The sequence below is a fragment of the Streptomyces sp. RLA012 genome (genome assembly GCF_056270325.1).
On sequence record NZ_JBWDPA010000002.1, the window covers coordinates 5,064,325 to 5,086,132 of the forward strand.

Sequence of the window (21,808 nt, forward strand, 5' to 3'; positions counted from 1 at the left end):
CCGGGTGCCCAGGAGCTCGGTCGCTTCTGTTCGACGGCCACCGCGGGTTGTTCGTGGTTCGTCGCGCAGTTCCCCGCGCCCCTTTCGGGGCGCGGACCTGCCGCCTCAGTTCTGCGGATAGCCCTGGTTGTACGGGTTCTGCTGCGCGTCGTACGGCTGTTGCGGGTAGCCCTGCGGGTACTGCTGGGGCGGGTAGGCCTGGCCCTGGTCGTAGCCCTGGCCGTTCTGGCCGTTCTGGCCGTTCTGGCCGTTCTGGCCGTTCTGGCCGTTCTGGCCGTGACTCTGGTCGTAGCCCTGGTAGTAGCCCTGATCCTGGTTGTCGTACGGCTGCTGGGGCTGCTGGGGCTGCTGTTGCGGGTAGCCCTGGCCCTGCGCGTACTGGTCCTGCTGCTGGTACTGGTCCTGGCCCTGCTGGGGCGGGTGCATGCGCAGCGGGCGCGTGGCGTCGTCCATGACGGGGACCGGGGGCTGCTGGTGGTACTGGGCCGGGCCCTGGGGGGACTGCGGCTCCGGCGGGTTCTTCTTGGCCTTGGAGCGGGCCCGGAGGAACTCGATGGCGATCGGGACCACCGAGACCAGGACGATCAGGATCAGGATCGCCTCGATGTTGGCCTTGACGAAGTCGATCTTGCCGAGCCAGGAGCCGAGCAGCGTGACGCCCGCGCCCCACAGGACGCCACCGATGATGTTGAAGGTGATGAAGGAGCGGTACTTCATGCCGCTGACGCCGGCGATGATCGGCGTGAACGTGCGCACGATCGGCACGAAGCGGGCCAGGACCAGGGACTTGGGCCCGTACTTCTCGAAGAACTCGTGGGCCTTGACCACGTTCTCCTGCTTGAAGAGGCGGGAGTCCGGGCGGCTGAAGAGCGAGGGGCCGACCTTCTTGCCGAAGAGGTAACCCGCCTGGTCGCCGAGGATCGCGGCGACGCAGATCAGGACGACGGCCGCCCACAGCGGGAAGTCCAGCTGGTGCGACGTGATCAGCAGACCGCAGGTGAACAGCAGCGAGTCGCCCGGCAGGAAGAAGCCGATCAGCAGACCCGACTCGGCGAAGACGACGAGCAGCAGGCCCCAGATGCCGAAGTCGTCCAGGAGCGTGTTCGGATCCAGCCAGCTTGGACCAAGGGCAAGCGTCGTCACGGTTCCGGGCTCCTGAGGGGTGAGGAAGGTACGGCGGTCCTGGGAAGGCCGAATACGGCGCTACGCCAGTACTTCGGTACGGCCGACCAAAGCTATCAACGCATTGTGTCCGTGCCAGGTTCCACCGGTGCTTCCAGGATGCACTGTGTGCCCACTGGGTCAAAGCTGTGAACCATGGGCGTCGACGCCGGTAAGGGGCGCCCGCAGTGGCGGGTGCCCCTTACCGTCAGGCCCCCTGGGTGTGCCGGGCCGCGTTCGCCGTGATCGCGTCCCTGAGGTGCTCGGCGAGACCCGGGCGCATGGAGTCGTAGAACTCCTTGAAGCGCCCGTCCGACACGTACGTCTCGCCGAGGCCCCGGTGGATGTCGTACGAGCAGTCGTAGAACCACTTGGCGATGTGCTGCCGGTGTTCCTCGGCCATGTCCATGGCCCGCTCCCCGGTCGCGGGTTCGCCGGCCTCCATGAGGGCGGCGTACCGCTCACTCCAGGAGGCGACCTCGTCCCGCATGCGCTTCCAGTCGTCCTTGGAGTAGCGGGCGGCGCGGCGCTGCGACTCCACGTACTGCGCCGTGCCGCCCCAGCGCCGCTCGGCCTCCTCGGCGTGCGCCTCGGGGTCCTTGTCCCCGAAGACCTCGAACCTTTCCTCGGGCGTGAGGTTGATGCCCATCGTGCGTGCCTCCATGGCGTGCTCCACGGCCGCGGCCATCTTCTGCAGCTTCTCGATCCGGGCGGTCAGCAAGTCGTGCTGCCGGCGCAGATGCGCGCGCGGGTCCACGGCCGGGTCGTCGAGCAGGGCGGCGACCTCGTCGAGCGGGAAGCCGAGCTCCCGGTAGAACAGGATCTGCTGCAGCCGGTCGAGGTCGGCGTCGCCGTAGCGCCGATGGCCCGCGTGGCTGCGCTCGCTCGGCGCGAGCAGGCCGATCTCGTCGTAGTGGTGCAGGGTGCGCACCGTGACCCCGGCGAAACCGGCGACCTGGCCCACTGAGTAGCCCACTTCCGCTCCTTCCTCGGTACGCGTCCCACCATGGGCCCTCACGCGACGTGAGGTGCAAGCCGGAAATCCCGGGGCGTCCGAGCGAATTCCCTGGGAGGTTGTGCGGCTTTTGCCCACCTAAGGTGTGGCCGTGAGCACCGATGCGTCCGCGGCGACCCCCGTACGGCGTCTGCTGCCGTTGATCGTGCCCTCCCTGGTGGTCGGTGTGGCCGCGGCGCTCGTCCTGCTGGGCATCACCCTGCTCGCCGAACGGTTCAAGGAGGTGCTGTGGGAGACCCTTCCGGACGCACTGGGCGTGGGCCGTTACTCCGTGCTGTGGATGGTCGTGATGCTCACGGCGACCGGCATCGCCGTGGGCCTGGTGGTGTGGAAGGTGCCGGGGCACGCGGGCCCGGACCCGGCGACCACGGGTCTGGTCGACGCTCCCCTGCCGCCCGGGCTGCTCCCCGGGCTGCTCCTCGCCACCGTCCTGGCGCTGGCGGGCGGGGTGAGCCTGGGCCCCGAGAACCCGATCACGGCCACCAACGTCGCCCTCGCGTACTGGCTGGGCACCCGGGCGGTCCCCGGCTCCTCCGCGGGGCTGTGGGTGGCGCTGGGGGCCGCGGGCACGATCGGCGCGCTGTTCGGGACACCGGTGGCCGCCGCACTGATCTTCTCCGAGGTGCTGGCCGGACAGCCGGCACCCGGCGCCCTCTGGGACCGGCTGCTGCCGCCGCTGCTCGCGGGCGGTGCGGGCGCACTCACCATGACCCTGCTCGCGCACCCGAGTTTCGACCTCGGGCTGCCCCCCTACTCGGGCCCGCACTGGGGCGACCTGCTCGGCGCGCTGGTGATCGTCTCGGTCGCGGCGGAGTTCGGGATGGCCGCGGCGTACGCCCTGCCGTACGTCCACGGCTCCTTCTCGCGGCTCGGGCACCCCATGGTGAGGCTTCCTGTGGGCGGGCTCGTCCTGGGCCTGCTGGGCGCCCTGGGCGGGCAGCTGACGCTCTTCAAGGGGCTGGACGAGGTGAAGACGCTGGCCGCGGACCCCGGCCGCTGGTCGGCCGGACAGTTCGCGTTGATGACGGTGGTGAAGCTCGCCGCGCTCGTGGTCGCCGCGTCGTGCGGCTTTCGCGGCGGCCGGATCTTTCCCGCCGTCTTCATCGGGGTGGCTCTCGGGCTGTGCGCGCACGCGCTCGTCCCCCGGGTCAATGCCACGCTCGCCGTGGTCTGCTGCGTCCTCGGCGTGCTCATGGCCGTCACCCGGCAGGGCTGGATCAGCCTGTTCACGGCGGCCGTGCTGGTGTCCGACCCGGCCGTGCTGCCCCTGCTGGTGCTGGCCTCGGTGCCGGCCTGGCTGATCGTCACCGGGCGGCCGCAGATGCAGTTGCGAGATGACGGAGTCCCGATCCGGTGAACCGAATGTGCGCCGTGATCCGATGAACGGGTAGAACGCACCGGTCCGATGGATCAGCATGACCCTCCGACGAACCGACAGGCCCCGATACACGGACGGACCACCGTGAACCGACAGGCCTCTCCGATCCGATGTACCAGTTGAGCCAGATGAACCAGATGAACCGGATGAACCGGATGAACCGGATGGACACGCAGGGCCCTCCGCCCCGCCGACTCAATGGGAGATCCCATGCCTCTCCACCAAGGTCACGAGAAGCCCGACGAGCGACCGCTGTCCGTCAATCCCTTCTTCGGGGAGGCGAATCCCGTCAGTGGCATGACCGAGGCCCCGCCCAAGCACCGGCTCCCGGACGGGCCGCTGCCGCCCAACACGGCGTACCAGGTCGTCCACGACGAGCTGATGCTCGACGGGAACGCGCGGCTGAACCTCGCCACCTTCGTCACCACCTGGATGGAGCCGCAGGCCCGGGTGCTGATGGATGAGTGCACCGACAAGAACATGATCGACAAGGACGAGTATCCGCGCACCGCCGAGCTGGAGCGACGCTGCGTGGCCATGCTCGCGGATCTGTGGAACGCGCCTGATCCGGCATCCACCGTGGGCTGTTCGACGACCGGATCCAGCGAGGCCTGCATGCTCGCGGGAATGGCCCTGAAGCGACGCTGGACGCAGCGGAACGCGGATCGCTACCCAGGGGCGCGCCCCAACCTCGTCATGGGGGTGAACGTCCAGGTCTGCTGGGAGAAGTTCTGCAACTTCTGGGAGGTCGAGGCGCGCCAGGTACCGATGGAGGGCGACCGGTTCCACCTCGACCCGCAGGCGGCGGCCGAGCTGTGCGACGAGAACACCATCGGGGTCGTCGGCATCCTCGGCTCCACCTTCGACGGGTCGTACGAGCCGATCGCGGAGCTGTGCGCGGCCCTCGACCAGCTCCAGGAGCGTACGGGTCTGGACATCCCGGTTCATGTCGACGGCGCGTCCGGCGCGATGATCGCACCCTTCCTCGACGAGGACCTGGTCTGGGACTTCCGGCTGCCGCGGGTGTCGTCGATCAACACCTCGGGACACAAGTACGGGCTCGTCTACCCGGGTGTCGGCTGGGCGCTGTGGCGGACGGCGGCCGAGCTGCCGGAGGAGCTCGTCTTCCGGGTCAACTACCTGGGCGGCGACATGCCGACCTTCGCGCTCAACTTCTCCCGGCCGGGCGCGCAGGTCGTGGCGCAGTACTACACGTTCCTGCGGCTGGGCCGGGAGGGCTATCGGGCCGTGCAGCGGACGACCCGGGACGTGGCGCGCGGGCTCGCCGAGCGGATCGAGGCGCTGGAGGACTTCCGGCTGCTCACCCGGGGCGACGAGTTGCCCGTCTTCGCCTTCACCACAGCGCCCCATGTGAGCGCGTACGACGTCTTCGACGTGTCCCGGCGCATGCGGGAGAACGGCTGGCTGGTGCCCGCGTACACCTTCCCCGCCAACCGGGAGGACCTGTCCGTCCTGCGAGTGGTGTGCCGCAACGGCTTCTCGGTGGACCTCGCGGACCTCTTCGTGGAGAACCTGAGCCGGCTGGTGCCCCAACTGCGGCGGCAGTCACATCCCATGACCCGGGACAAACAGGCGGCGACCGGCTTCCACCACTGAGAACGCTTCGCGTGACCGGCCCGGGGCTCGGGTGCGGGTGCCGGTTCGGGTTCGGGTGCGGGTGCGGGTGCGGGTGCGTCTAGCTCCGGTCGCCGGGGTGTCGGGTGCCCGTGGCGTACGGGTTCGCCTCGCCGTCCACCAGGACACCGACGAAGGGTTCGCCCTCGCCCGCGAAGGTGTACGCGCCGCTCTGGATCCGCTCGATCAGGCCCCGGGTCCACTGCGCGCCGGAGTCGGCGGAGTGGACCCAGAAGTTCATGATCTCGCCGATGTGACCGAGCTGTCCGGGCCCGTCCTCGGGTGTGTAGTACTGGGTCACGGACTTGCGCCACTCCTCGATGGAGCGCACCCGCTCCTGGAGGAGTTCGAGGGTTTCCGCCCGGCCGAGGTCGACCATGAAGCCGATCGCGGCGGAGAGGATGTCCGGCTTCTGGTCGTACGCGGTCAGCGACTGGCGCAGGAGGGCGAAGTACTCCTCCGTGCCCTCGTCCGTGATCTCGTACTCGGTGCGCGGCGGGCCGCCCGCCGTGGACGGGGCGATCTCGTGGGCGTGCAGCAGTCCCTGTTTCGCCATCTGTTTGAGCGCGTGGTAGATCGAGCCGGGCTTGGCGTTGGACCACTCGTGGGCGCCCCAGTATTCGAGGTCGTTGCGCACCTGGTAGCCGTGGGCCCGCCCGTGCTGGCGGACGGCGCCCAGCACCAGGAGACGGATCGCTGACATGGGGTCCAGGTTAGGCGGGGCAGATCAGGGCGCGGAGGTCAACCCCGCCGCGCGCGGGCGACCAGCTCGAAGGCGGTGGCGCCGTCCAGGGACTCGCGGACGATGTCGGCGTGGCCGGCGTGCCGGGCCGTCTCGCGGATCAGGTGAAGCGCCACCCAGCGCATCGAGACCCGCTCCCGGGGGAACCAGGGGGCTTCGGGCAGTGCGAAGGTCTCATCGAGGCTGGGCGCCGAGCGGATGAACGCCTCCGTCTCGGCGGCGACCTTCTCCCAGTACGCGAGCTGCGACTCGACGGTCTCGTCGCCGACGAGCGCGAAGCACTCGTGCCAGGTCGACTCGTCCCGCTCGACGGCCGGCGACTCGCCCTTGGCGCGGGCGATCCAGGCCTGCTCGGTCTCGGCGACATGTTTGAGCAGCCCGGCCAGGGACAGCTGGCTCGCGCTCGGCCGGCTCGTGGCCTGCTCCGGCGTCAGACCGAGCAGTGCCCGGCGGATTCCGCCCCGCTCGGCCTCCAGGAAGGAGAGCAGTGCTCCGCGCTCGTCGCCGGGAGCCTCAGCCGAAACGTGAGTAACCATGATCGCCGCCTTTCATCGGGTCTGGCTGCCTGGCTCCTGCTGCCTGACACCGACGAAACTACGGGCCCTTGAGGTCAGCCTTTGTCCGCAACTGACGCTCTTACGGAAACAAATTCAGAGCTACGATCATCCATCACACCTTCTGAGAAGCCGGGTTCTCAGCAATCACATTGCGTGAGGAACCCCGCGAGGTCTAATGTGATCAGAGTTGAAGGTGAGACCGCAGTCAGGTCACCGCGCAGCTGCCGTACGCCCGCTCACCGGGCTCCGGAAAGAGCTGTGCCCCGGGCTGTGTGCAATGCAGTGACAGTACTCCGGGGCGCACGAATCCGAGGCTAACACGGAAGCTTTCATTCGGGGGAGGGTCAGCGGTGACTGAGGACGAGGCCAAGCGGATCGTCGACGCAATCTCGGCCGAGCGGTTCCAGCCGTTTCTCGACGAGTGCGGCGGCGACGTCATCCTGGCCCTGCGCCTGTACTGCTGGGACGGCGACGAGCACATCTGCCACCGCCACCTGCCGCAGGCCTTCGACACACTTCTGCGGCTCATGCAGTACGTTTCGCCGGAGAAGGCCGATCTGCACCGACAGCACAGCCAGGTCCCGGCCGTCCTCGACCGCAAGGCGGACGTGCTCGCCGGCAGCGAGCCGGTGAGAGTCTGATGCCCCAAGCGAACCAGTCGGCGCAGCCGACCACGTCCGCGCCTTACGCGCCGGTCACGCTGGGCGAGATCAAGGAACTCGCCGAAGTCGGACGCCCGACGGTAAGCAACTGGCGGCGCCGGTTCTCCCCCGCCGCCCTGGCCGCCACCAACGACCGGCGCCCCCCCTTCCCCGAACCGACCGGCGGCAGCGAGAGCAAGCCCCTCTTCGACGCGTTGGAGATCGCGGACTGGCTGGACCTGCGTCCCGTCCCCGACACGGAACCGGATGAGAACGGCAAGATCCCCACGTACGGGGACCGGTTCAGGCGAGGTCTGAGACTGCGGGGCCTCGTTGCGCTCAAGCATCGCCTCGGCTCGGCGGAGACCCTGATCGCGCGGGCCCTGGCGACCATCGCCATGTGGGCCGAGGGCCAGAACCTCCTGCCCGAGTACCTGCCGGAGTGCCTGCAGACCGACTATGACGCGGCCGGCCCCGATGTCCGGCAGGCCGTCTCGGCCCTCACACACGAGATCGGCTCACCGGGCAAGGCGGCGGACGCGATTCTCGGCATCGACGAGGACGTGGAACTCGCCAAGCGTCTCGAATCCGACCTCGTCATGGACACCGTCCCCCGGGAGATCGTGGCTCTCGTCGCCTCGCTCATCGGGCCGAACGGGGGAGGGCCCGGCCAGCGTTCCACCATCAGCCTGTGCGCGGGCCTGGGCGAACTGCTCCTCGGCATGGACGGCGGCCCGCGTGGCAGGCTCCGCGGCCACGGCGAGCTGGTGGCGGTCGAGCCCGACCCGCTGCGGCGGAAGCTCCTGGAGTACCGGCTCCTCAGCCATGAGATGTACACGGACGTCTGCCCCCACCCCTCGGACCTCGACACCCCGCGCTGGTGGGGAGGGGCGCCGGGCGACGAACCCTGGACCTTCTCCACCGCCGACATCGTGCTGGCCTCTCCCCCGTACGCCTCAGGGGAGCGGGAGCGGGACGAGAAGGGTCCGATGTGGTGGGCGCAGGAAGCAGCCCGGCGCCTCAGCCCTGGCGGGCAGGGCTACGCCGTCGTACCGGCCTGGACTCTGGCACGTACACGGGGTGCGTCGCCCGCACCGACAGTCGACGCGCGCGAGCAGTTGCTGACCCAGGGAAGTATCGAGGCGATCGTCCAACTTCCCCGCCGCATCCACCCGTTCCGTACAGGTGCCGAGTACGCGCTGCTCGTCCTGCGGCCACCGGCACACAACGACACCAACCGTCAGGTCCTGCTTATCGACGCCGACCGCATCTCACGACGGACGGGCGGCCGGAAGTGGATCGGCGACGTGGCGCAGTTGATGCTCGGAGAGAGCGAACCCGACCCACGGGACGCGCGCTCGTTCCCCCTCCGATCCGCGCGTCCGGGCGAGGAACAGCTCCTGGACCGTCGCTCACTGCTGCCCGCGCACCGGCTCGCGGCCCCCGAGTCCGACGTCGACCACTTCGAGGAGACCGTCACCGCGCGCCGGGCCACCATGGCCGTGATGCCGCAACTGCGCGACTGGCTGGGCGACATGGGCATCGCGAAACGTCGTACGCCGATACGGCACCGGAAGCTGGACGAGCCCCTCACCGCAGGCCAGCTGAAGTCGTTCACCGGACACCGCATCAAGGACTCCGACATCTCGGACGCCGGCCTTCCGGTCATCGGCCGCGAGGAGATGCTGGGTGAGTTGCCGGTCGGGCAACGGCGGATCGAGCCGGAGGCGCTGGCGGCATACTCCGCCGCCAGGATCACCGAGCGGGGCGATGTCATCGTGCTGGCCGAGCACGGGCTGCGGTGCCAGGTCGACCAAGCGGGCGGCTGTGTACTGCTGTCGCCTGTGCAAGGGCTGCGGATCGCCAAGTACCGCGAGTACCTGGTGGCGCTGGCCAAGAGCGAGCCCATCCGCCCGGATGCCCTGTGGATGCGTCCGCACTCGCTGGCCCATCTGATCCAGGCCCCGCGCAACCAACATCGCGGCAGCGGCTCGCTCGTACGACGCGTCAGCATCCGCGACCTGGACCTGCCGCAGCTGCCCCCTGAGGAGATCACCGAACTGGAGGCCATCCTGACGGAGACGGAACGGCTGCGAGCCGACGTACGCAGGCAGTTGGAGGCGCTGGACGGCCTCGCCGCACGCATCTCGGCCGGTGTCGCCGACGGTGATCTGGCGTTGCGGCGGCGGTAACCGGCATCGGCTGTAGGACAGTTCCCTGTACGTGGTGCACGGCCGTAGGCGCCGCGCACTCGCCCCCCCCTCGACGAAGAAGAGAAGTGAGAACTCCCGTGCCCCCACGGAAGAAGAAGGAAACCAAGCCGGAGCCCATGAAGGCGATCCTCTGGAAGTCCGCGGACAAGCTGCGCGGGACGCTGGACGCCGCCGAGTACAAGCACTTCGTCCTCGGCCTCGTCTTCCTGAAGTACGTCTCCGTGGCCATGGGCGAGAAGCGGACGCAACTGGAGGCGGCGCTGAGGGACGGCAGCATGCTTGCCGAACTCGGCCTCGAAGGGCGGGCATCAGAGGAGCTGATCCTCAAGACCGTCGAGGACCGCAGGCAGTACACGGGCGCCGGGCTCTTCTACGTCCCCCCGGCCGCCCGCTGGGAAGAGGTGATGGAACGGGCCAGGGGGACCCTGGACGGCCCCTCCCTCGGTGAGGTCATCAACACCGCGATGGAGGCCATCGAGAAGACCAACCCGGTTCTCAAGGACAGCCTGCCCGACGACTACAACAGCCCACGCGTCAACGAGACGACGCTCGCCGGCCTGGTGCAGCTCCTCGACCGACTGGAGTTCCAGGCCCAGGTCGGCGAGGACGGCAGGCGTACCGGGGCCCGGGACCTGCTGGGCGAGGTGTACGAGTACTTCCTCGCACAGTTCGCACTTGCCGAGGGGCGTAATGCCGGGGAGTTCTTCACCCCGGAGTCGATCGTGCGGCTGCTCGTGGAGATGCTGGAGCCGCAGGAGGGGGAACGGGTCCTGGACCCGGCGTGCGGCTCGGGCGGGATGTTCGTCCAGACCGAGAAGTTCGTCGACGCGCACGACGGCAACCGCTTCAACATCTCGGTCTACGGCCAGGAACGCAACCTCACGACATGGCGACTGGCGAAGATGAACCTCGCCATCCACGGCATCGAGGCCAACCTCGGGGAAGAGCCCGCCGACTCCTTCCACGAGGATCAGCACCCCGACCTGAAGGCCGACGTGGTGCTCGCCAACCCGCCGTTCAACATCTCCGACTGGGGCGGTGAACGGCTCGGCATCGACGACCGCTGGGTCTACGGCGTCCCGCCGGTCGGCAACGCCAACTTCGCGTGGATCCAGCTCATGGTCAGCAAGCTGCGCCCCGGCGGCCGGGCGGGCATCGTCCTGGCCAACGGCTCGATGAGCGGCAAGTCGGGCGGCGAGGGCGACATCCGGCGCCGGATGGTCGAGGACGACCTCGTGGCCTGCATGGTCGCCCTGCCGAGCCAGTTGTTCCGGTCCACGCAGATCCCGGCGTGCCTGTGGTTCCTCGCGGAGGGCAAGGGGCGGCAGCACGCGGAGTGGGTACGGGGGCGCAAGGGCGAGGTGCTCTTCATCGACGCGAGCGGGCTCGGTGAGATGGTCGGGCGTACGTTGCGGGAGCTTTCGCCTGCAGACATCGAGCGGGTCGCTTCGACGTTCCGTGCCTGGCGGGGCGTGGAGGGGGCGGGGGCGTACGAGGACGTGCCCGGGTTCTGCCGGAGCGCTTCGCTGGAGGAGGTGCGGGAAAACGACTTCATGTTGGCGCCGGGGCGGTATGTGGGCACCGCGCAAGCGGAGGAAGAGCCGGACACAGAGTCGGTGGAGGCGAGGGTGGAGAGGCTGACGAAGGAGTTGTACACCCACTTTGAGGAGTCCAGGGTCCTCGAAGCTGTGGTACGTGAAAGGCTGGAACAGCTCGATGGATAGTCGCTGGAAAATCGCCGAACTGTCACTGTCTGGTGTGGAAGTCCTCGACTGTGAGCATCGAACGCCTCCCGATGCTGGCACCGGATTCCCATATATCGCTATTCCGAATATTCGAGATGGTCGACTAGACCTCACATCTGTTCGCCGGATCTCTGCCGATGATCTTATGGAGTGGACGCGACGCACCACGCCCCAGCCTGGAGACATCATCCTCACCCGACGAGGACGGGTAGGTGACTCTGCGGTAGTCCCTTCTGGTCTTCAATGCGCTATCGGCCAGAATCTGGTGATCCTTCGTTCAAGGAGCCTGAATTTCGACCAAACATATCTCCGCTGGGTCACGCGAGGCCCCTTGTGGGAAGCAGAGGTACGCCGCCTGACCAACGTGGGCGCGGTTTTCGAGAGCTTGAACGTCCGCGACATCGCACGTATGCGCGTTCCACTCCCCCCCGTACCCGAGCAGCAAGCCATCGCCGAAGTCCTGGGCGCGCTCGACGACAAGATCGCCGTCAACGAGCGGATCGCCGCCACGGCATACGAACTAGCCGAGGCCCTGTACATCCGGAACTCCGCCGTCGAACAAGGCTGGTGCGAGACCGCCCTGTCGGACACCGCGAAGTGGATGTCCGGCGGGACGCCCACGACCAGCGAGCCGAGCTACTGGGACGGCGACATCCCGTGGATCTCCGCCGCAAGCCTCAAGTCCCCGTGGCTCGACGACTCGGAGCGGAAGGTCACCCGGCTCGGGGCCGAGAACGGGACCCGGCTTGTCCCCACCGGCACGATCATCTTCGTCGTACGCGGTATGAGTCTCATCTCCGAGTTCCGCGTCGGCCTGACACAGCGCGAAGTGGCCTTCGGCCAGGACTGCAAGGCACTGGTTCCCCACCCCGGGATCGATCCGGTCGTGCTGCTCCTCGCCCTGAGGTCCCGGACCCAGGAAATCCTCGGGCTTGTCGACACTGCCGGGCACGGTACGGGCCGTCTCGGCACGGACCGGATCGCGAAGCTCCGCGTCAGGCTTCCCGAAGGGGAGGCGGCGACGGCCTTCGCCGAGACCGTTCGGCCTCTCGCCCAGCGAGCGAGTGCCGTGCGGCGTGAGAACCGCACCCTCGCCGACCTCAGAGACACCCTGCTCCCCCAACTGGTCACCGGAAAGATCCGCGTCAAGGACGCCGAGCGCGTCGTGGAGGATGCCACGTCATGACTGCCGAAAGTGCTGCCAATTCCCCGGAGTCCGAGGGGCGCCCCACCGGCCGCTCCTCCGATGGTTCCTCCGAGCGGGACTGGGAGTTGCTCGCCCTAGATCAACTCGCCGAGTTCGGATGGCAGCACTTTCCCGGCAAGGATCTCAACCCGAAGAGCGGCCATCGAGAAGACTGGGGTGACCTGGTCCTCTATCCCCGGTTGCGTACCGCCATCGCCACCCGCCACCCCCAACTACCCGCCCACGCCGTAGAAGAGGCGATCGCGGAACTGCTGCGGCAGGCACCCGGCAACGACGTGCGCAAGAACTGGCAGTTCTACAAGAAGCTCACCGGCGATCTGAAGGTCGAGTACAGGGACCCGCTCACCGACAAGACGCACAGCGTCACCGTCCGCCCGATCGACTTCACCGACCCGCACGGAAACGATCTCGTCGCCGCTTCGCAGGTCCGTATAGTCGCGGCCAGTGAGCGGGCGTTCGTCTTCGACATCGTGCTGTACGTCAACGGAATCCCGCTCGGCGTCATCGAGTTGAAAAAGGCGAGCGGGCGTGACGACTCGCGCGCGGCGTACGACCAGATCCAGAACTACCGGCGTGAACTGAGGAACGACGGTACGTTCCGCACACTGTGCGTCGCTGTCGCCTCCGACGCGGTGACCGCCCGTCTCGGTACGCCCTTCACGCCCTGGGAGCACATGGCGCCCTGGCATGCCGAGGACGGTGTCCTGCTGAAGCGGGAGGAGGAGCGGGAGGACGGCCGTGCGCTTGAGCGGATGATCGCCGGGGCGCTGGAGCCCGATCACTTCCTGGACCTGGTCGGGAACTTCCTCTCGTACTCCGCTGAGGGCACCGGCGGGAACGTGGACACGGTGAAGCTCGCCAAGGCCCACCAGTACCTCGCCGTGAACACTGCACTCGCCGCCACCGGGTCCGCCGTCGCCACGGACGGCAGGGCAGGCGTCATCTGGCACACGCAAGGTGCGGGCAAGAGCGAGGAGATGCTCTTCTACACCGGCAAGGTGACCCGCATCCCCGAGCTGTCCAATCCGACCATCGTCCTCGTCACCGACCGGATCGACCTCGACGACCAGCTCTCGAACACCTTCGCCGCCAGCCACAGCCTGCACCGGGCGATCGGCGGGGTGCCCGACAACGCCCGCAACAGCGCCGAGTTGAAGGACCTCCTGACCCGACGTGAGGGGGGCGGCGGTGTCATCTTCACGACGCTGCAGAAGTTCCGTATCAGCAAAGCCGAGAAGGAGGCGGGGGCCCGACATCCGCTGCTCTCGGACCGCCGGGACATCATCCTCGTCGTCGACGAGGCCCACCGCAGCCACTACGACTTCGAGGACGGCTTCGCCCGCCATCTGCGCGACGCCCTGCCCAACGCCACGTTCCTCGCCTTCACCGGCACCCCGATCGACAACAGGACCGGCAACACCCTCGCCGTCTTCGGGCCGACGATCCACACGTACGACCACACGCAGGCCGTCAAGGACGGGGCCACCGTCCGCGTCTTCTACCAGCCCATCCTCCACAAGGTCGAGCTGCCCGAGAACGCCGACCTGGACGAGATGGACGCCCAGGCCGAGGGCCTCGTCGAGGGGCTGAGCGAAGCCGAGCAGGCCCGTGCACACGCGGAGTTCGCCACTTTCGAGAGTGTGATCGGTTCGCCGAAGCGCATAGGGAAACTCGCCGACACCGTCCTGTCCCACTGGGACGACCGCAGCCGGGAGATGACCAAACTGACGGGCAATCCCGGCAAGGGAATGATCGTCTGCTCCTCGCGTCGGATCGCCGCCCGCCTGTTCAAAGCCCTCGCCACGCGCCGCCCGGAGTGGACGGGTGAGCCCGACGAGAACACCGGGCTACTGCCCGACGACAGCGGCAAGATCCGTGTGGTCTTCACGGGAAACCCCGGCAAGGACGACGACGAGATCGCGCCGTACGTACGCAGCCCCGAGAAGCTCAAGCGCATCCAGGAACGGCTCACGAAGCCGGACGACGAGCTGGAACTCGTCATCGTCCAGTCGCTGTGGCTGACCGGCTTCGACTCGCCGCCCCTGCACACCCTCTATCTCGACCGCCGGATGCGCGGGGCCGCCCTGATGCAGGCCATCGCCCGGGTCAACCGCACCTGGGGCGAGAAGCCGTCGGGCCTGGTCGTCGACTTCCTGGGGGTGACCCAGCACCTCACCGACGCCCTCGCCGAGTACACCTCGGACGACGACCAGAACGAGGGGATCCTCGGTGCGGACATCTCCGAAGCCGTCAAGACGGTACGGGAGATGCACGAGCGGATCCTCAAGGTGCTCGTTGACTGCCCGTGGCGCGAGACCCTCGACTCGGACGGTTACCAGGAGGCCCTGTACGCCGTCCTGGAGTTCCTGAAGGAGGGCGAGCCCGATCTCCAGCCGGGCAAGCCGACGCGCCGGCAGCTCTTCATGCACTACGGCAAGCTGCTGGCCCAGGCGTTCTCGCTCTGCCCGACCCACCCGGGCGTGCAGGATCTCCTCCCGGACATCCAGTTCTTCGCCACCGTGCGCACCTCGCGCGAGAAGCTCGACGTGGACGGTCTCAACGAGCAGGGCCTGGCCACCGCCGCCGACAAGCGCCGCCTCATCGAGCAGCTCAACGCCGAGGCCGTCGTCGCGGCCGATGTCGTCGACATCTATGACGCCGCCGGCCTGACCAGGCCCGATCTGTCGCACCTGGACGAGGAGTTCGTGGCCTCACTCAAGGCGAGCCGCCACCCCAACCTCGCCCTCGAAGCCCTGCGCCGCTCGCTGATGAAGGAGATCCGCGACGCCAACCCCGGCAACATCACCCGGCAGCGCGCCTTCACGGCGCGGATGCAGGAGACGATGAACCGGTACCACAACGGCCTGGTCAGCACCGCTCAGACCATGGACATCCTTGTCGAGTTCGCTCGCGAAGTCTCCGCCAGTCGCGCCCGCGCGGTCGAACTCGGCCTGAGCGAGGACGAGTTGGCGTTCTACGACGCGGTCGCCGCCAACCCCTCCTCGCTGGAGATGGGGCAGGGTGTCCTCAGCGACATCGCCCGCAGACTGTGCGAGCTCGTCCGCAAGGACGTCACCGTCGACTGGCGGGTCAAGAGCCAGGCCCAGGACCGTATCCGGGCCAGGGTCCAGTTCCTGCTGGACTTCTTCGGCTACCCGCCGGACAAGGCGCCGGACGCGATCGACCGCGTACTGAAACAGACCGACGTCATGGCGGAGGAGTGGGCATGAGCGGCCCCCAGCCCACTCCTCCCGCCCGCTATCAAGGCCGGCGCGCCGGAGTCGGCCGACAGGCCGGCGCCTCGCCTTCGCCGAGCGCGTAGCACAGCTCGGCGTGCAGTTGTTCCGCCTCGGCCGGGCTGAGGCGGATCACAGTGTCGGCCTTGTGCTCACCGTCGTACAGCAGCCAGAGCGGGAGCCGCACACCCTCTTCGGTTGCCGTCACACGCTTGCCTGGGATGCGGTCGATTCGCCATCCCTTGGCGGGGTTCGGAGCACTCACGTGAACCTTCCTTTCGCTACGCGGAGTTGCCGAATGCCACTCCAGCGTGACGGAGTGCGGGCTACTCTCGGTAGTGGAGGGGCGTAGGCCCGCACGTCAGGACCACAGGGGGCGCGAGCGATGCCGCCACGCAAGGCCAATCCGAGCCGCGGTAACCATCACAACGGGTCAGCAAGGCTGGTGCTGGCCAAGGAACTCGCGCGGTTGCGCGAGCAGTCCGGCAAGTCGCTGAGTGACCTCGCCGGCGAGACGACATACGACCGCACGTATCTGCACAAGCTGGAGACGGGGGTGAAGCTGGGGTCTCCGGAGGTCATGGCGGCGCTGGACATGACGTACGGGACCGGAGAACACCTGGTTGACCTCTGGGAGTTGGCCCGCCTGTCGGTCTTCCGGGACAAGTTCAAGGACTTCATGGACCTGGAGAAGCAGGCGACCATGCGGTACCAGTTCACGGCCGACATCATCCCTGGGCTGCTCCAGACCGAGGAGTACGCACGAGAGCAACTTCGCACAGCACGGCCCAAGGACGAGGAGGAGCTGGACGAACAGGTCGCGGCCCGTATGGGTCGTCAAAGGGTGCTGCATGGGGAGGGGGGTGCACTGCAGTACCGCGCGATGCTGGACGAGGCGGCGCTTCGGCGCCCCTTGAGCGATCCCGGTGCATGGAGGCGCCAGTTGGAGCACCTCCTGAAGATGGAAGAACTCCCGAACGTCACGCTTCAAGTGTTGCCCTTCTCGGCGGGACCACAGCATCTACTCGGCGGCTCGGTCACGATCCTCTGGCTGCCCGACGGCCGGTCCGTCGTTTACACCGAGGGTTCGTACTCGGGTGAACTCGTCGCCGATCCAGCCGACGCAGAAAAGCTCAGGCTGTCCTACGATCTGATGCGGGACTCGGCTCTCAAGCCACAGGATTCCGTGGCCTTGATCCGGAACATCATGGAGGCTGGCACAACATGCGCACCCCCCGACCTGACCTGAGCGCTGCGCAGTGGCGCAAGTCCAGTTACAGCAACGCCGAAGGGGGCGACTGCCTAGAGGTAGCCGACCACTACCCCACCCTCACCCCCATCCGCGACAGCAAGCGCCCCGAAGCCCCCGCCCTCATCGTCACCACCTCCGCCTGGGCGGCCTTCATCGCCCACCTCAAGCACCCCGAGGGCTGAGACCACCGCCCCTCCCCCATGTCAGCCCCTCGTGAGAGGCTGACCCCGCCCAGCGCACGAGGGTGAGGGGAGGACAGGTGTACGTATCCGCAATCGGCTTCTCGAACGTCAGAGGCTTCACCGCCGAGCGTGCCGTGGACGAACTCCAGCTGCCCATACCGCAGGACGGTGGCAGCTGGACCGTACTCGCCGGACGCAACGGCTCGGGCAAGTCCACGTTCCTCCGCGCCCTCGCGCTCGCCGTCGCCGGCCCCCAGGTGGCCCGCACCCTCGTACAGGACTTCAGCGGGTGGATCACCAGCGGTGAGCAGTCGGCATGGGCGCAGGTGCACGTCCAGCCCGACCACACCGTCGACCGACTCACCGGACGCGCCGGGACGCCCGACGGTCGCATCGTTCTCGGCCTCGACTGGGCGGTACCTGAGAACCAGACGGACGGGCCGCGCTACGGCGCACCGCCACAGCCTCAGCTGTCCCGCCACCACTACGACGGCGAAGATGACGCCCAGCGAGCCGCCGCCGCACGGGGCCCCTGGGCCACCAACCCCCAGGGCTGGTTCTGCGCCGCCTACGGACCGTTCCGGCGGCTGGCGGGCGGAAGCGGTGATGCGCAGCGCCTGATGCTCGCCCCCGGCCCGGCAGGACGTATGGCCTCCCTCTTCCACGAGGACGCGTCCCTGGCTGAAGGCATGGCCTGGCTCAAGGAGCTGAGCCATCGGAGCCTGGAGGAGCAGCAGGACGCCGCCGAGTTGCTGGAGACCATCCTGGAGCTGCTCTCCGACGGACTGCTGCCGGACGGTTACCGCGCCCTGCGCGTGACCTCCGACGGGCTGTGGGTGGCCCCTGGCGGCGACACCGAACGTGCCTACCCTCTCCGGGAGATGAGCGACGGCTTCCGCACCGTCGCCTCCCTGGTCCTGGACATCGTGCGGCAGTTGCAGAACGCGTACGGAACGCTCGACGCGGGCGAGGACGACGAGGGGCACCCCGTGGTCCGGATGCCCGGCGTGGTGATCATCGACGAGGTGGACGCCCATCTCCACGTCACCTGGCAGCGGCGGATAGGCGGCTGGCTGCGCACGCACTTCCCACGGATCCAGTTCATCGTCACCAGCCACAGTCCGTACATCTGCCAGGCAGCCGACCCGGGCGGGCTGATCCGCCTGCCGGGGCCGGAGGAACGGCGTGGCCCCGAGGTCGTCGACGAGGCGCTGTACCGGCGCGTCGTGTACGGAAGCGGCGACGACGCGGTGCTGTCCGAGCTGTTCGGCCTGGAGACGCCGTACTCCAACGAGGCCGAGAAGCAGCGTGGCCGGCTCGTGGAGCTGGAGCGGAAGGTATTCCGTGACCAAGCCGACGAAGCGGAGCTGCGCGAGTACCGGGAGCTGACCGAGCTGCTCACCAGCTCCCTGTCGGCGCGCGTTGACGAGGTGGCGGCGAGGCTCGGAGGCGGCCGGTGATCCCGGTGACACGTCTACCGGCCCCGCAGGAGTTACTGGAGCTGCTCGCGAGCGGCACCGACCGGGTCGTGAAGAAGGGGGCCGACAGTGCGGCCGCGGACTCTGTGTGGGGCAGCAGCCGCGCGGCCAAACGCGAGATACGCGTCCTGCTCCACCTCATGGCCCCCGCCATCCAGCGCTGCATGTACTGCCTGGACAGCCAGGGCACCGACATCGACCACTTCCAGCCCAAGGCGCTCGCTCCGCTGCGTACCTTCGACTGGCTGAACCACCTGCTGGCCTGCTCGTACTGCAACAGCAACGCGAAGCGCGAGGCGTACCCCCGCGACGCGCAAACCGGGGAGCGCCTGCTGCTGGATCCCAGCACCGACGATCCGGCCGACCATCTGGCGCTGCTGCCCGCGTCGGGGACGTACGACGGTCTGACGGCGAAGGGCCGGGAGTCGATCACCGTCTTCGACCTCAACCGAGAGGTCCTGAGACGCGGTCGGGTCCGTGCCTACCGGCTCTACCGTGATCTGCTGCCGGTGTGGCACGCGAAGGTGCTCCGGGGTGACCTGGAAGGGGCGGGCGAGACCGCCTTGGTCTTGCTTGAGGAGCCCTTCGGGGATGTGCTGCGCACCCTGTGCCGACGGGCCCGCACTGCCGGCGTCGCCGAGCTGACGTATGGCCGGGAGCTGGGCCAGGCACTCGTTGCGTGGCGACAGGCCCAGCCGTGAGGCCGTGGCCGGCTACCACCGCTAAGGCATCCGGCAAGGCCGCAGGAACGTTGCCCCCTCACTCGGGCGAGTGACGCTACCGTCGTACGGGGAACAGCTGAGAGCACCACCGCTCACGATCTCCTTCATGGGAGCAGTCATGGCCGCACAGGCACACACCGGGCAGGACCCGCGAGCCACTCCTGAGAACTGGATGTTCCCGCCCGAGGAGGGCTGGACATGGGACCAGGTCAAGGAGCTGGACGTCCCGTTCTACTGGGAACTCTTGGATGGGAACATCGTGGTACGTGGGGCGACGACGTGGTGGCACGACCGGGTGCGGAACGAGCTGTATTTCCAGCTGAGGAGCGCACAGCGCCCGCCGTACGGCACCGAAGTCGAGCGCTGGACCCAGTTCGACGACAACAACGTCCCCAAGCCGGACATCGTTGTGTACGACAAGACCGGGATCGACATCCGCACCCTGGACTGCACGCCGGTCGCCTGCGTGGTCCTCGCCGTTGAGGTGGTCTCCCCCGGGTCTCGCGGCATGGACCGTTTCCGCAAACCCGGCATGTACGCCGAGGCCGAAATCGCCCATTACTGGCGAGTCGAGCGCGGCGCGGACGATGTTCCGGTGGTGCACCAGTTCTGGCGCGACGAGGACAGCGGGGTCTTCATCCCCCGGCCCGACCGGCCCGTCCACACCGACAAGCTCACCACTGTGGTCCCCTTCCCCGTCGACATCGACCTCCGCGCTCTGATCGAACTTGATTAGCACGCATCCCACGGACGCGGCTAACGCAGACCCGTCAGGTCAATCGCCTCTCCGGACCGCTTCGAGCAGCGCGCGGCGCGCCGCGTTGTGCGGGACGGGCGCCTCCGTACGTCCGAGGGCTCGGTCACGCTCCAGACGGGCAAGGGCCAAGGCGTCCTCAAGGCCGTCAAACTCTGCGCAGGACATCAGAACAGCGACCGGAGCACCCTCGTCAGTCAGAGTGATGTGCTCGTGCCGGGCAGCCCGGCGAACGAGGTCGTCGAGCTTGCCCCTCGCCTCGGCGACGGAATAGGTGGCAGACATGCACCCTGTTTACACCTGGATGCACGTCTGCCGGGCGTCGAAGCCGACGACTCAGAACGGGAAGAAGCTCCGGCCGTGCTGGACCGAGATCCACTTCTGGGTGGTGAAGGCATCCACGGTCGTCTCGCCGTTCAGGCGGCCGATGCCGGAGTGCTTCTCGCCGCCGAAGGGGACCAGCGGCTCGTCGTGGACGGTGCCGTCGTTGACGTGGAACATGCCGGTGTCGATCTGCTTGGCGAAGGCGACACCGCGCTCGATGTCGGCGGTGTGCACGGCGCCGCTGAGCCCGTACGGGGTGTCGTTGACGATGCGCACGGCCTCCTCCTCGCCGTCGAAGGTGACGAGGAGCGCGACCGGGCCGAAGATCTCCTGCCGGAGGATGGCGGAGTCGGCGGGCAGGTCCGTCAGGACGGTCGGCTCGACGAGGTTGTCGATGGCGGCGCCGCGCACCAGGGCGGTGGCGCCCTCGGCGATCGCCTGGTCGACGACGCCGGTGATCGAGTCCGCCTGGGAGGAGTTGATGACCGGGCCGATGATCGTCTGGGGGTCGCTCGGGTCGCCGACCTTCAGCGTCTTGACCTTGGCGACGAACTTCTCGGTGAACTCGTCCGCGATCGAGCGGTCCACGAGCACGCGGTTGGCGGCCATGCAGACCTGACCCTGGTGGACGTAGCGGCTGAAGACGGCCGCGTCGACGGCGTAGTCGATGTCGGCGTCCTCCAGGACCACCAGCGCGCTGTTGCCGCCGAGTTCGAGGACCGCGCTCTTGAAGTGCGAGGCGCAGACGGTGGCGACGTGGCGGCCGACCTTGTCGGAGCCGGTGAAGGAGATGACCTTCGGGACGGGGTGCTCGATGAAGGCGTCGCCTATCTCGGCTATGTCGGTGATGACGACGTTGAGCAGACCGCCGGGCAGGCCCGCGTCCTCGAAGATCTTGGCGACCAGGGAGCCGCCGACGATCGGGGTGTTCTGGTGCGGCTTGAGGACCACGCCATTGCCGAGCGCGAGAGCCGGGGCGACGGACTTCAGGGAGAGCAGGAAGGGGAAGTTGAAGGGGCTGATCACTCCGACGACGCCTACGGGGACGCGGTAGACGCGGTTCTCCTTGCCGTCGATCGGCGAGGGGAGGATCTTGCCCTCGGGGCGCAGCGCCAGCTGGATCGACTCGCGCAGGAACTCCTTGGCGAGGTGGAGCTCGAAGCCGGCCTTGAGGTGGGTGCCGCCGAGCTCGGCGATGATCACCTCGGTGATCTCCGCCTCGCGCTCCTCGATGATGCGCAGGGCCCTCTCGAAGACCGCGCGGCGGGCGTACGGGTTGGTCGCGGCCCAGTGCTTCTGCGCGCGCTCGGCCGCGCGGTACGCCTCGTCGACCTCGTCCACCGTGGCTATGGTGATCGACGCCAGCTTCTCGCCGTCGTACGGGTTGAAGTCGATGATGTCCCAGGAGCCGGTACCCGGGCGCCATTCGCCGTCGATGTACTGCCGGGCCAGTTCGGTGAAGTAGGACGACATGTGCTCCCTCAATCCCCTTGCTGCCGAGGCAGACATCCGAGCCTGAGTCAGCAGACACATTCGATCAACGTCTGATCAGATGTCATCGTACTT

General features: G+C 68.1%; 19 protein-coding genes. 12 read left to right on the forward strand and 7 right to left on the reverse strand.

Features of this window, described 5'->3' with window-relative positions:
* Positions 1-105: 105 nt before the first annotated feature.
* Both RV986_RS23040 and RV986_RS23045 read right to left on the reverse strand, forming a co-directional pair.
* Positions 106-1,143, reverse strand: coding sequence for a DedA family protein (locus tag RV986_RS23040; RefSeq protein ID WP_475919205.1), 1,038 nt, complete (start codon positions 1,141-1,143; stop codon positions 106-108).
* 226 nt (positions 1,144-1,369) lie between these two features.
* On the reverse strand, positions 1,370-2,137 hold the full coding sequence (locus tag RV986_RS23045; protein WP_475919206.1) for a MerR family transcriptional regulator: 768 nt from the start codon (positions 2,135-2,137) through the stop codon (positions 1,370-1,372).
* Positions 2,138-2,267: 130 nt separating this feature from the next.
* Here RV986_RS23045 and RV986_RS23050 point away from each other — a divergent pair, with 130 nt between their 5' ends.
* The gene (locus tag RV986_RS23050; RefSeq protein ID WP_475919207.1) at positions 2,268-3,533 is read left to right on the forward strand and encodes an ion channel protein; all 1,266 of its coding nucleotides are present in this window, start codon (positions 2,268-2,270) and stop codon (positions 3,531-3,533) included.
* A gap of 231 nt (positions 3,534-3,764) precedes the next feature.
* A complete protein-coding gene (gene gad, locus RV986_RS23055) occupies positions 3,765-5,171 on the forward strand; it encodes a glutamate decarboxylase (RefSeq protein ID WP_475919208.1) in 1,407 nt (468 codons plus the stop codon).
* 79 nt (positions 5,172-5,250) lie between these two features.
* On the opposite strand, the gene RV986_RS23060 is transcribed toward gad, so the two are convergent.
* Together RV986_RS23060 and RV986_RS23065 are read right to left on the reverse strand one after the other, a co-directional pair.
* The gene (locus RV986_RS23060) at positions 5,251-5,892 is read right to left on the reverse strand and encodes a PadR family transcriptional regulator (protein WP_475919209.1); all 642 of its coding nucleotides are present in this window, start codon (positions 5,890-5,892) and stop codon (positions 5,251-5,253) included.
* A 38-nt stretch (positions 5,893-5,930) separates the two neighbouring features.
* Positions 5,931-6,467 (reverse strand): DinB family protein, encoded by a 537-nt coding sequence (locus RV986_RS23065; protein WP_475919210.1) that lies wholly within the window; start codon positions 6,465-6,467, stop codon positions 5,931-5,933.
* Positions 6,468-6,838: 371 nt separating this feature from the next.
* On the opposite strand from RV986_RS23065, the gene RV986_RS23070 reads away from it, so the two are divergent.
* From RV986_RS23070 to RV986_RS23090, 5 genes are all read left to right on the forward strand, one after another.
* Positions 6,839-7,129: a hypothetical protein gene (locus RV986_RS23070; protein ID WP_475919211.1), complete on the forward strand. Its 291-nt coding sequence runs from the start codon at positions 6,839-6,841 to the stop codon at positions 7,127-7,129.
* On the forward strand, positions 7,129-9,321 hold the full coding sequence (locus RV986_RS23075) for a DNA methyltransferase family protein (RefSeq protein ID WP_475919212.1): 2,193 nt from the start codon (positions 7,129-7,131) through the stop codon (positions 9,319-9,321). Before RV986_RS23070 ends, RV986_RS23075 begins: the two co-directional genes overlap by 1 nt.
* A 98-nt stretch (positions 9,322-9,419) precedes the next feature.
* On the forward strand, positions 9,420-11,066 hold the full coding sequence (locus tag RV986_RS23080) for a class I SAM-dependent DNA methyltransferase (RefSeq protein WP_475919213.1): 1,647 nt from the start codon (positions 9,420-9,422) through the stop codon (positions 11,064-11,066).
* A complete protein-coding gene (locus RV986_RS23085) occupies positions 11,059-12,273 on the forward strand; it encodes a restriction endonuclease subunit S (protein ID WP_475924392.1) in 1,215 nt (404 codons plus the stop codon). Before RV986_RS23080 ends, RV986_RS23085 begins: the two co-directional genes overlap by 8 nt.
* Positions 12,270-15,524 (forward strand): type I restriction endonuclease subunit R, encoded by a 3,255-nt coding sequence (locus tag RV986_RS23090; protein WP_475919214.1) that lies wholly within the window; start codon positions 12,270-12,272, stop codon positions 15,522-15,524. The genes RV986_RS23085 and RV986_RS23090 overlap by 4 nt, the downstream gene beginning before the upstream one ends.
* Positions 15,525-15,555: 31 nt before the next feature.
* Here the strand turns inward: RV986_RS23090 and RV986_RS23095 are convergent, their stop codons facing one another.
* Complete coding sequence (locus RV986_RS23095; RefSeq protein WP_475919215.1) at positions 15,556-15,795, reverse strand: hypothetical protein; 240 nt, start codon at positions 15,793-15,795, stop codon at positions 15,556-15,558.
* Between the two features lie 180 nt (positions 15,796-15,975).
* Here RV986_RS23095 and RV986_RS23100 point away from each other — a divergent pair, with 180 nt between their 5' ends.
* The 5 genes from RV986_RS23100 to RV986_RS23120 all read left to right on the forward strand — a co-directional run bounded on the left by RV986_RS23100 (position 15,976) and on the right by RV986_RS23120 (position 19,900).
* A complete protein-coding gene (locus RV986_RS23100; protein WP_475919216.1) occupies positions 15,976-16,779 on the forward strand; it encodes a helix-turn-helix domain-containing protein in 804 nt (267 codons plus the stop codon).
* On the forward strand, positions 16,755-16,964 hold the full coding sequence (locus RV986_RS23105; protein WP_475919217.1) for a DUF397 domain-containing protein: 210 nt from the start codon (positions 16,755-16,757) through the stop codon (positions 16,962-16,964). The genes RV986_RS23100 and RV986_RS23105 overlap by 25 nt, the downstream gene beginning before the upstream one ends.
* Positions 16,965-17,041: 77 nt before the next feature.
* The gene (locus RV986_RS23110) at positions 17,042-18,424 is read left to right on the forward strand and encodes an AAA family ATPase (protein WP_475919218.1); all 1,383 of its coding nucleotides are present in this window, start codon (positions 17,042-17,044) and stop codon (positions 18,422-18,424) included.
* A 5-nt stretch (positions 18,425-18,429) separates the two neighbouring features.
* Positions 18,430-19,143 carry an HNH endonuclease family protein gene (locus tag RV986_RS23115; RefSeq protein ID WP_475919219.1) on the forward strand — a complete coding sequence of 238 codons (714 nt, stop codon included), beginning with the start codon at positions 18,430-18,432 and terminating at the stop codon, positions 19,141-19,143.
* Positions 19,144-19,270: 127 nt separating this feature from the next.
* On the forward strand, positions 19,271-19,900 hold the full coding sequence (locus tag RV986_RS23120; protein ID WP_475919220.1) for a Uma2 family endonuclease: 630 nt from the start codon (positions 19,271-19,273) through the stop codon (positions 19,898-19,900).
* A 39-nt stretch (positions 19,901-19,939) separates the two neighbouring features.
* Here RV986_RS23120 and RV986_RS23125 read toward each other — a convergent pair whose 3' ends face one another.
* Both RV986_RS23125 and RV986_RS23130 read right to left on the reverse strand, forming a co-directional pair.
* Complete coding sequence (locus RV986_RS23125) at positions 19,940-20,203, reverse strand: type II toxin-antitoxin system prevent-host-death family antitoxin (RefSeq protein ID WP_475919221.1); 264 nt, start codon at positions 20,201-20,203, stop codon at positions 19,940-19,942.
* Between the two features lie 51 nt (positions 20,204-20,254).
* Positions 20,255-21,715, reverse strand: a complete 1,461-nt coding sequence (locus RV986_RS23130) for an aldehyde dehydrogenase family protein (RefSeq protein WP_475919222.1) — start codon at positions 21,713-21,715, stop codon at positions 20,255-20,257.
* Positions 21,716-21,808: the final 93 nt, after the last annotated feature.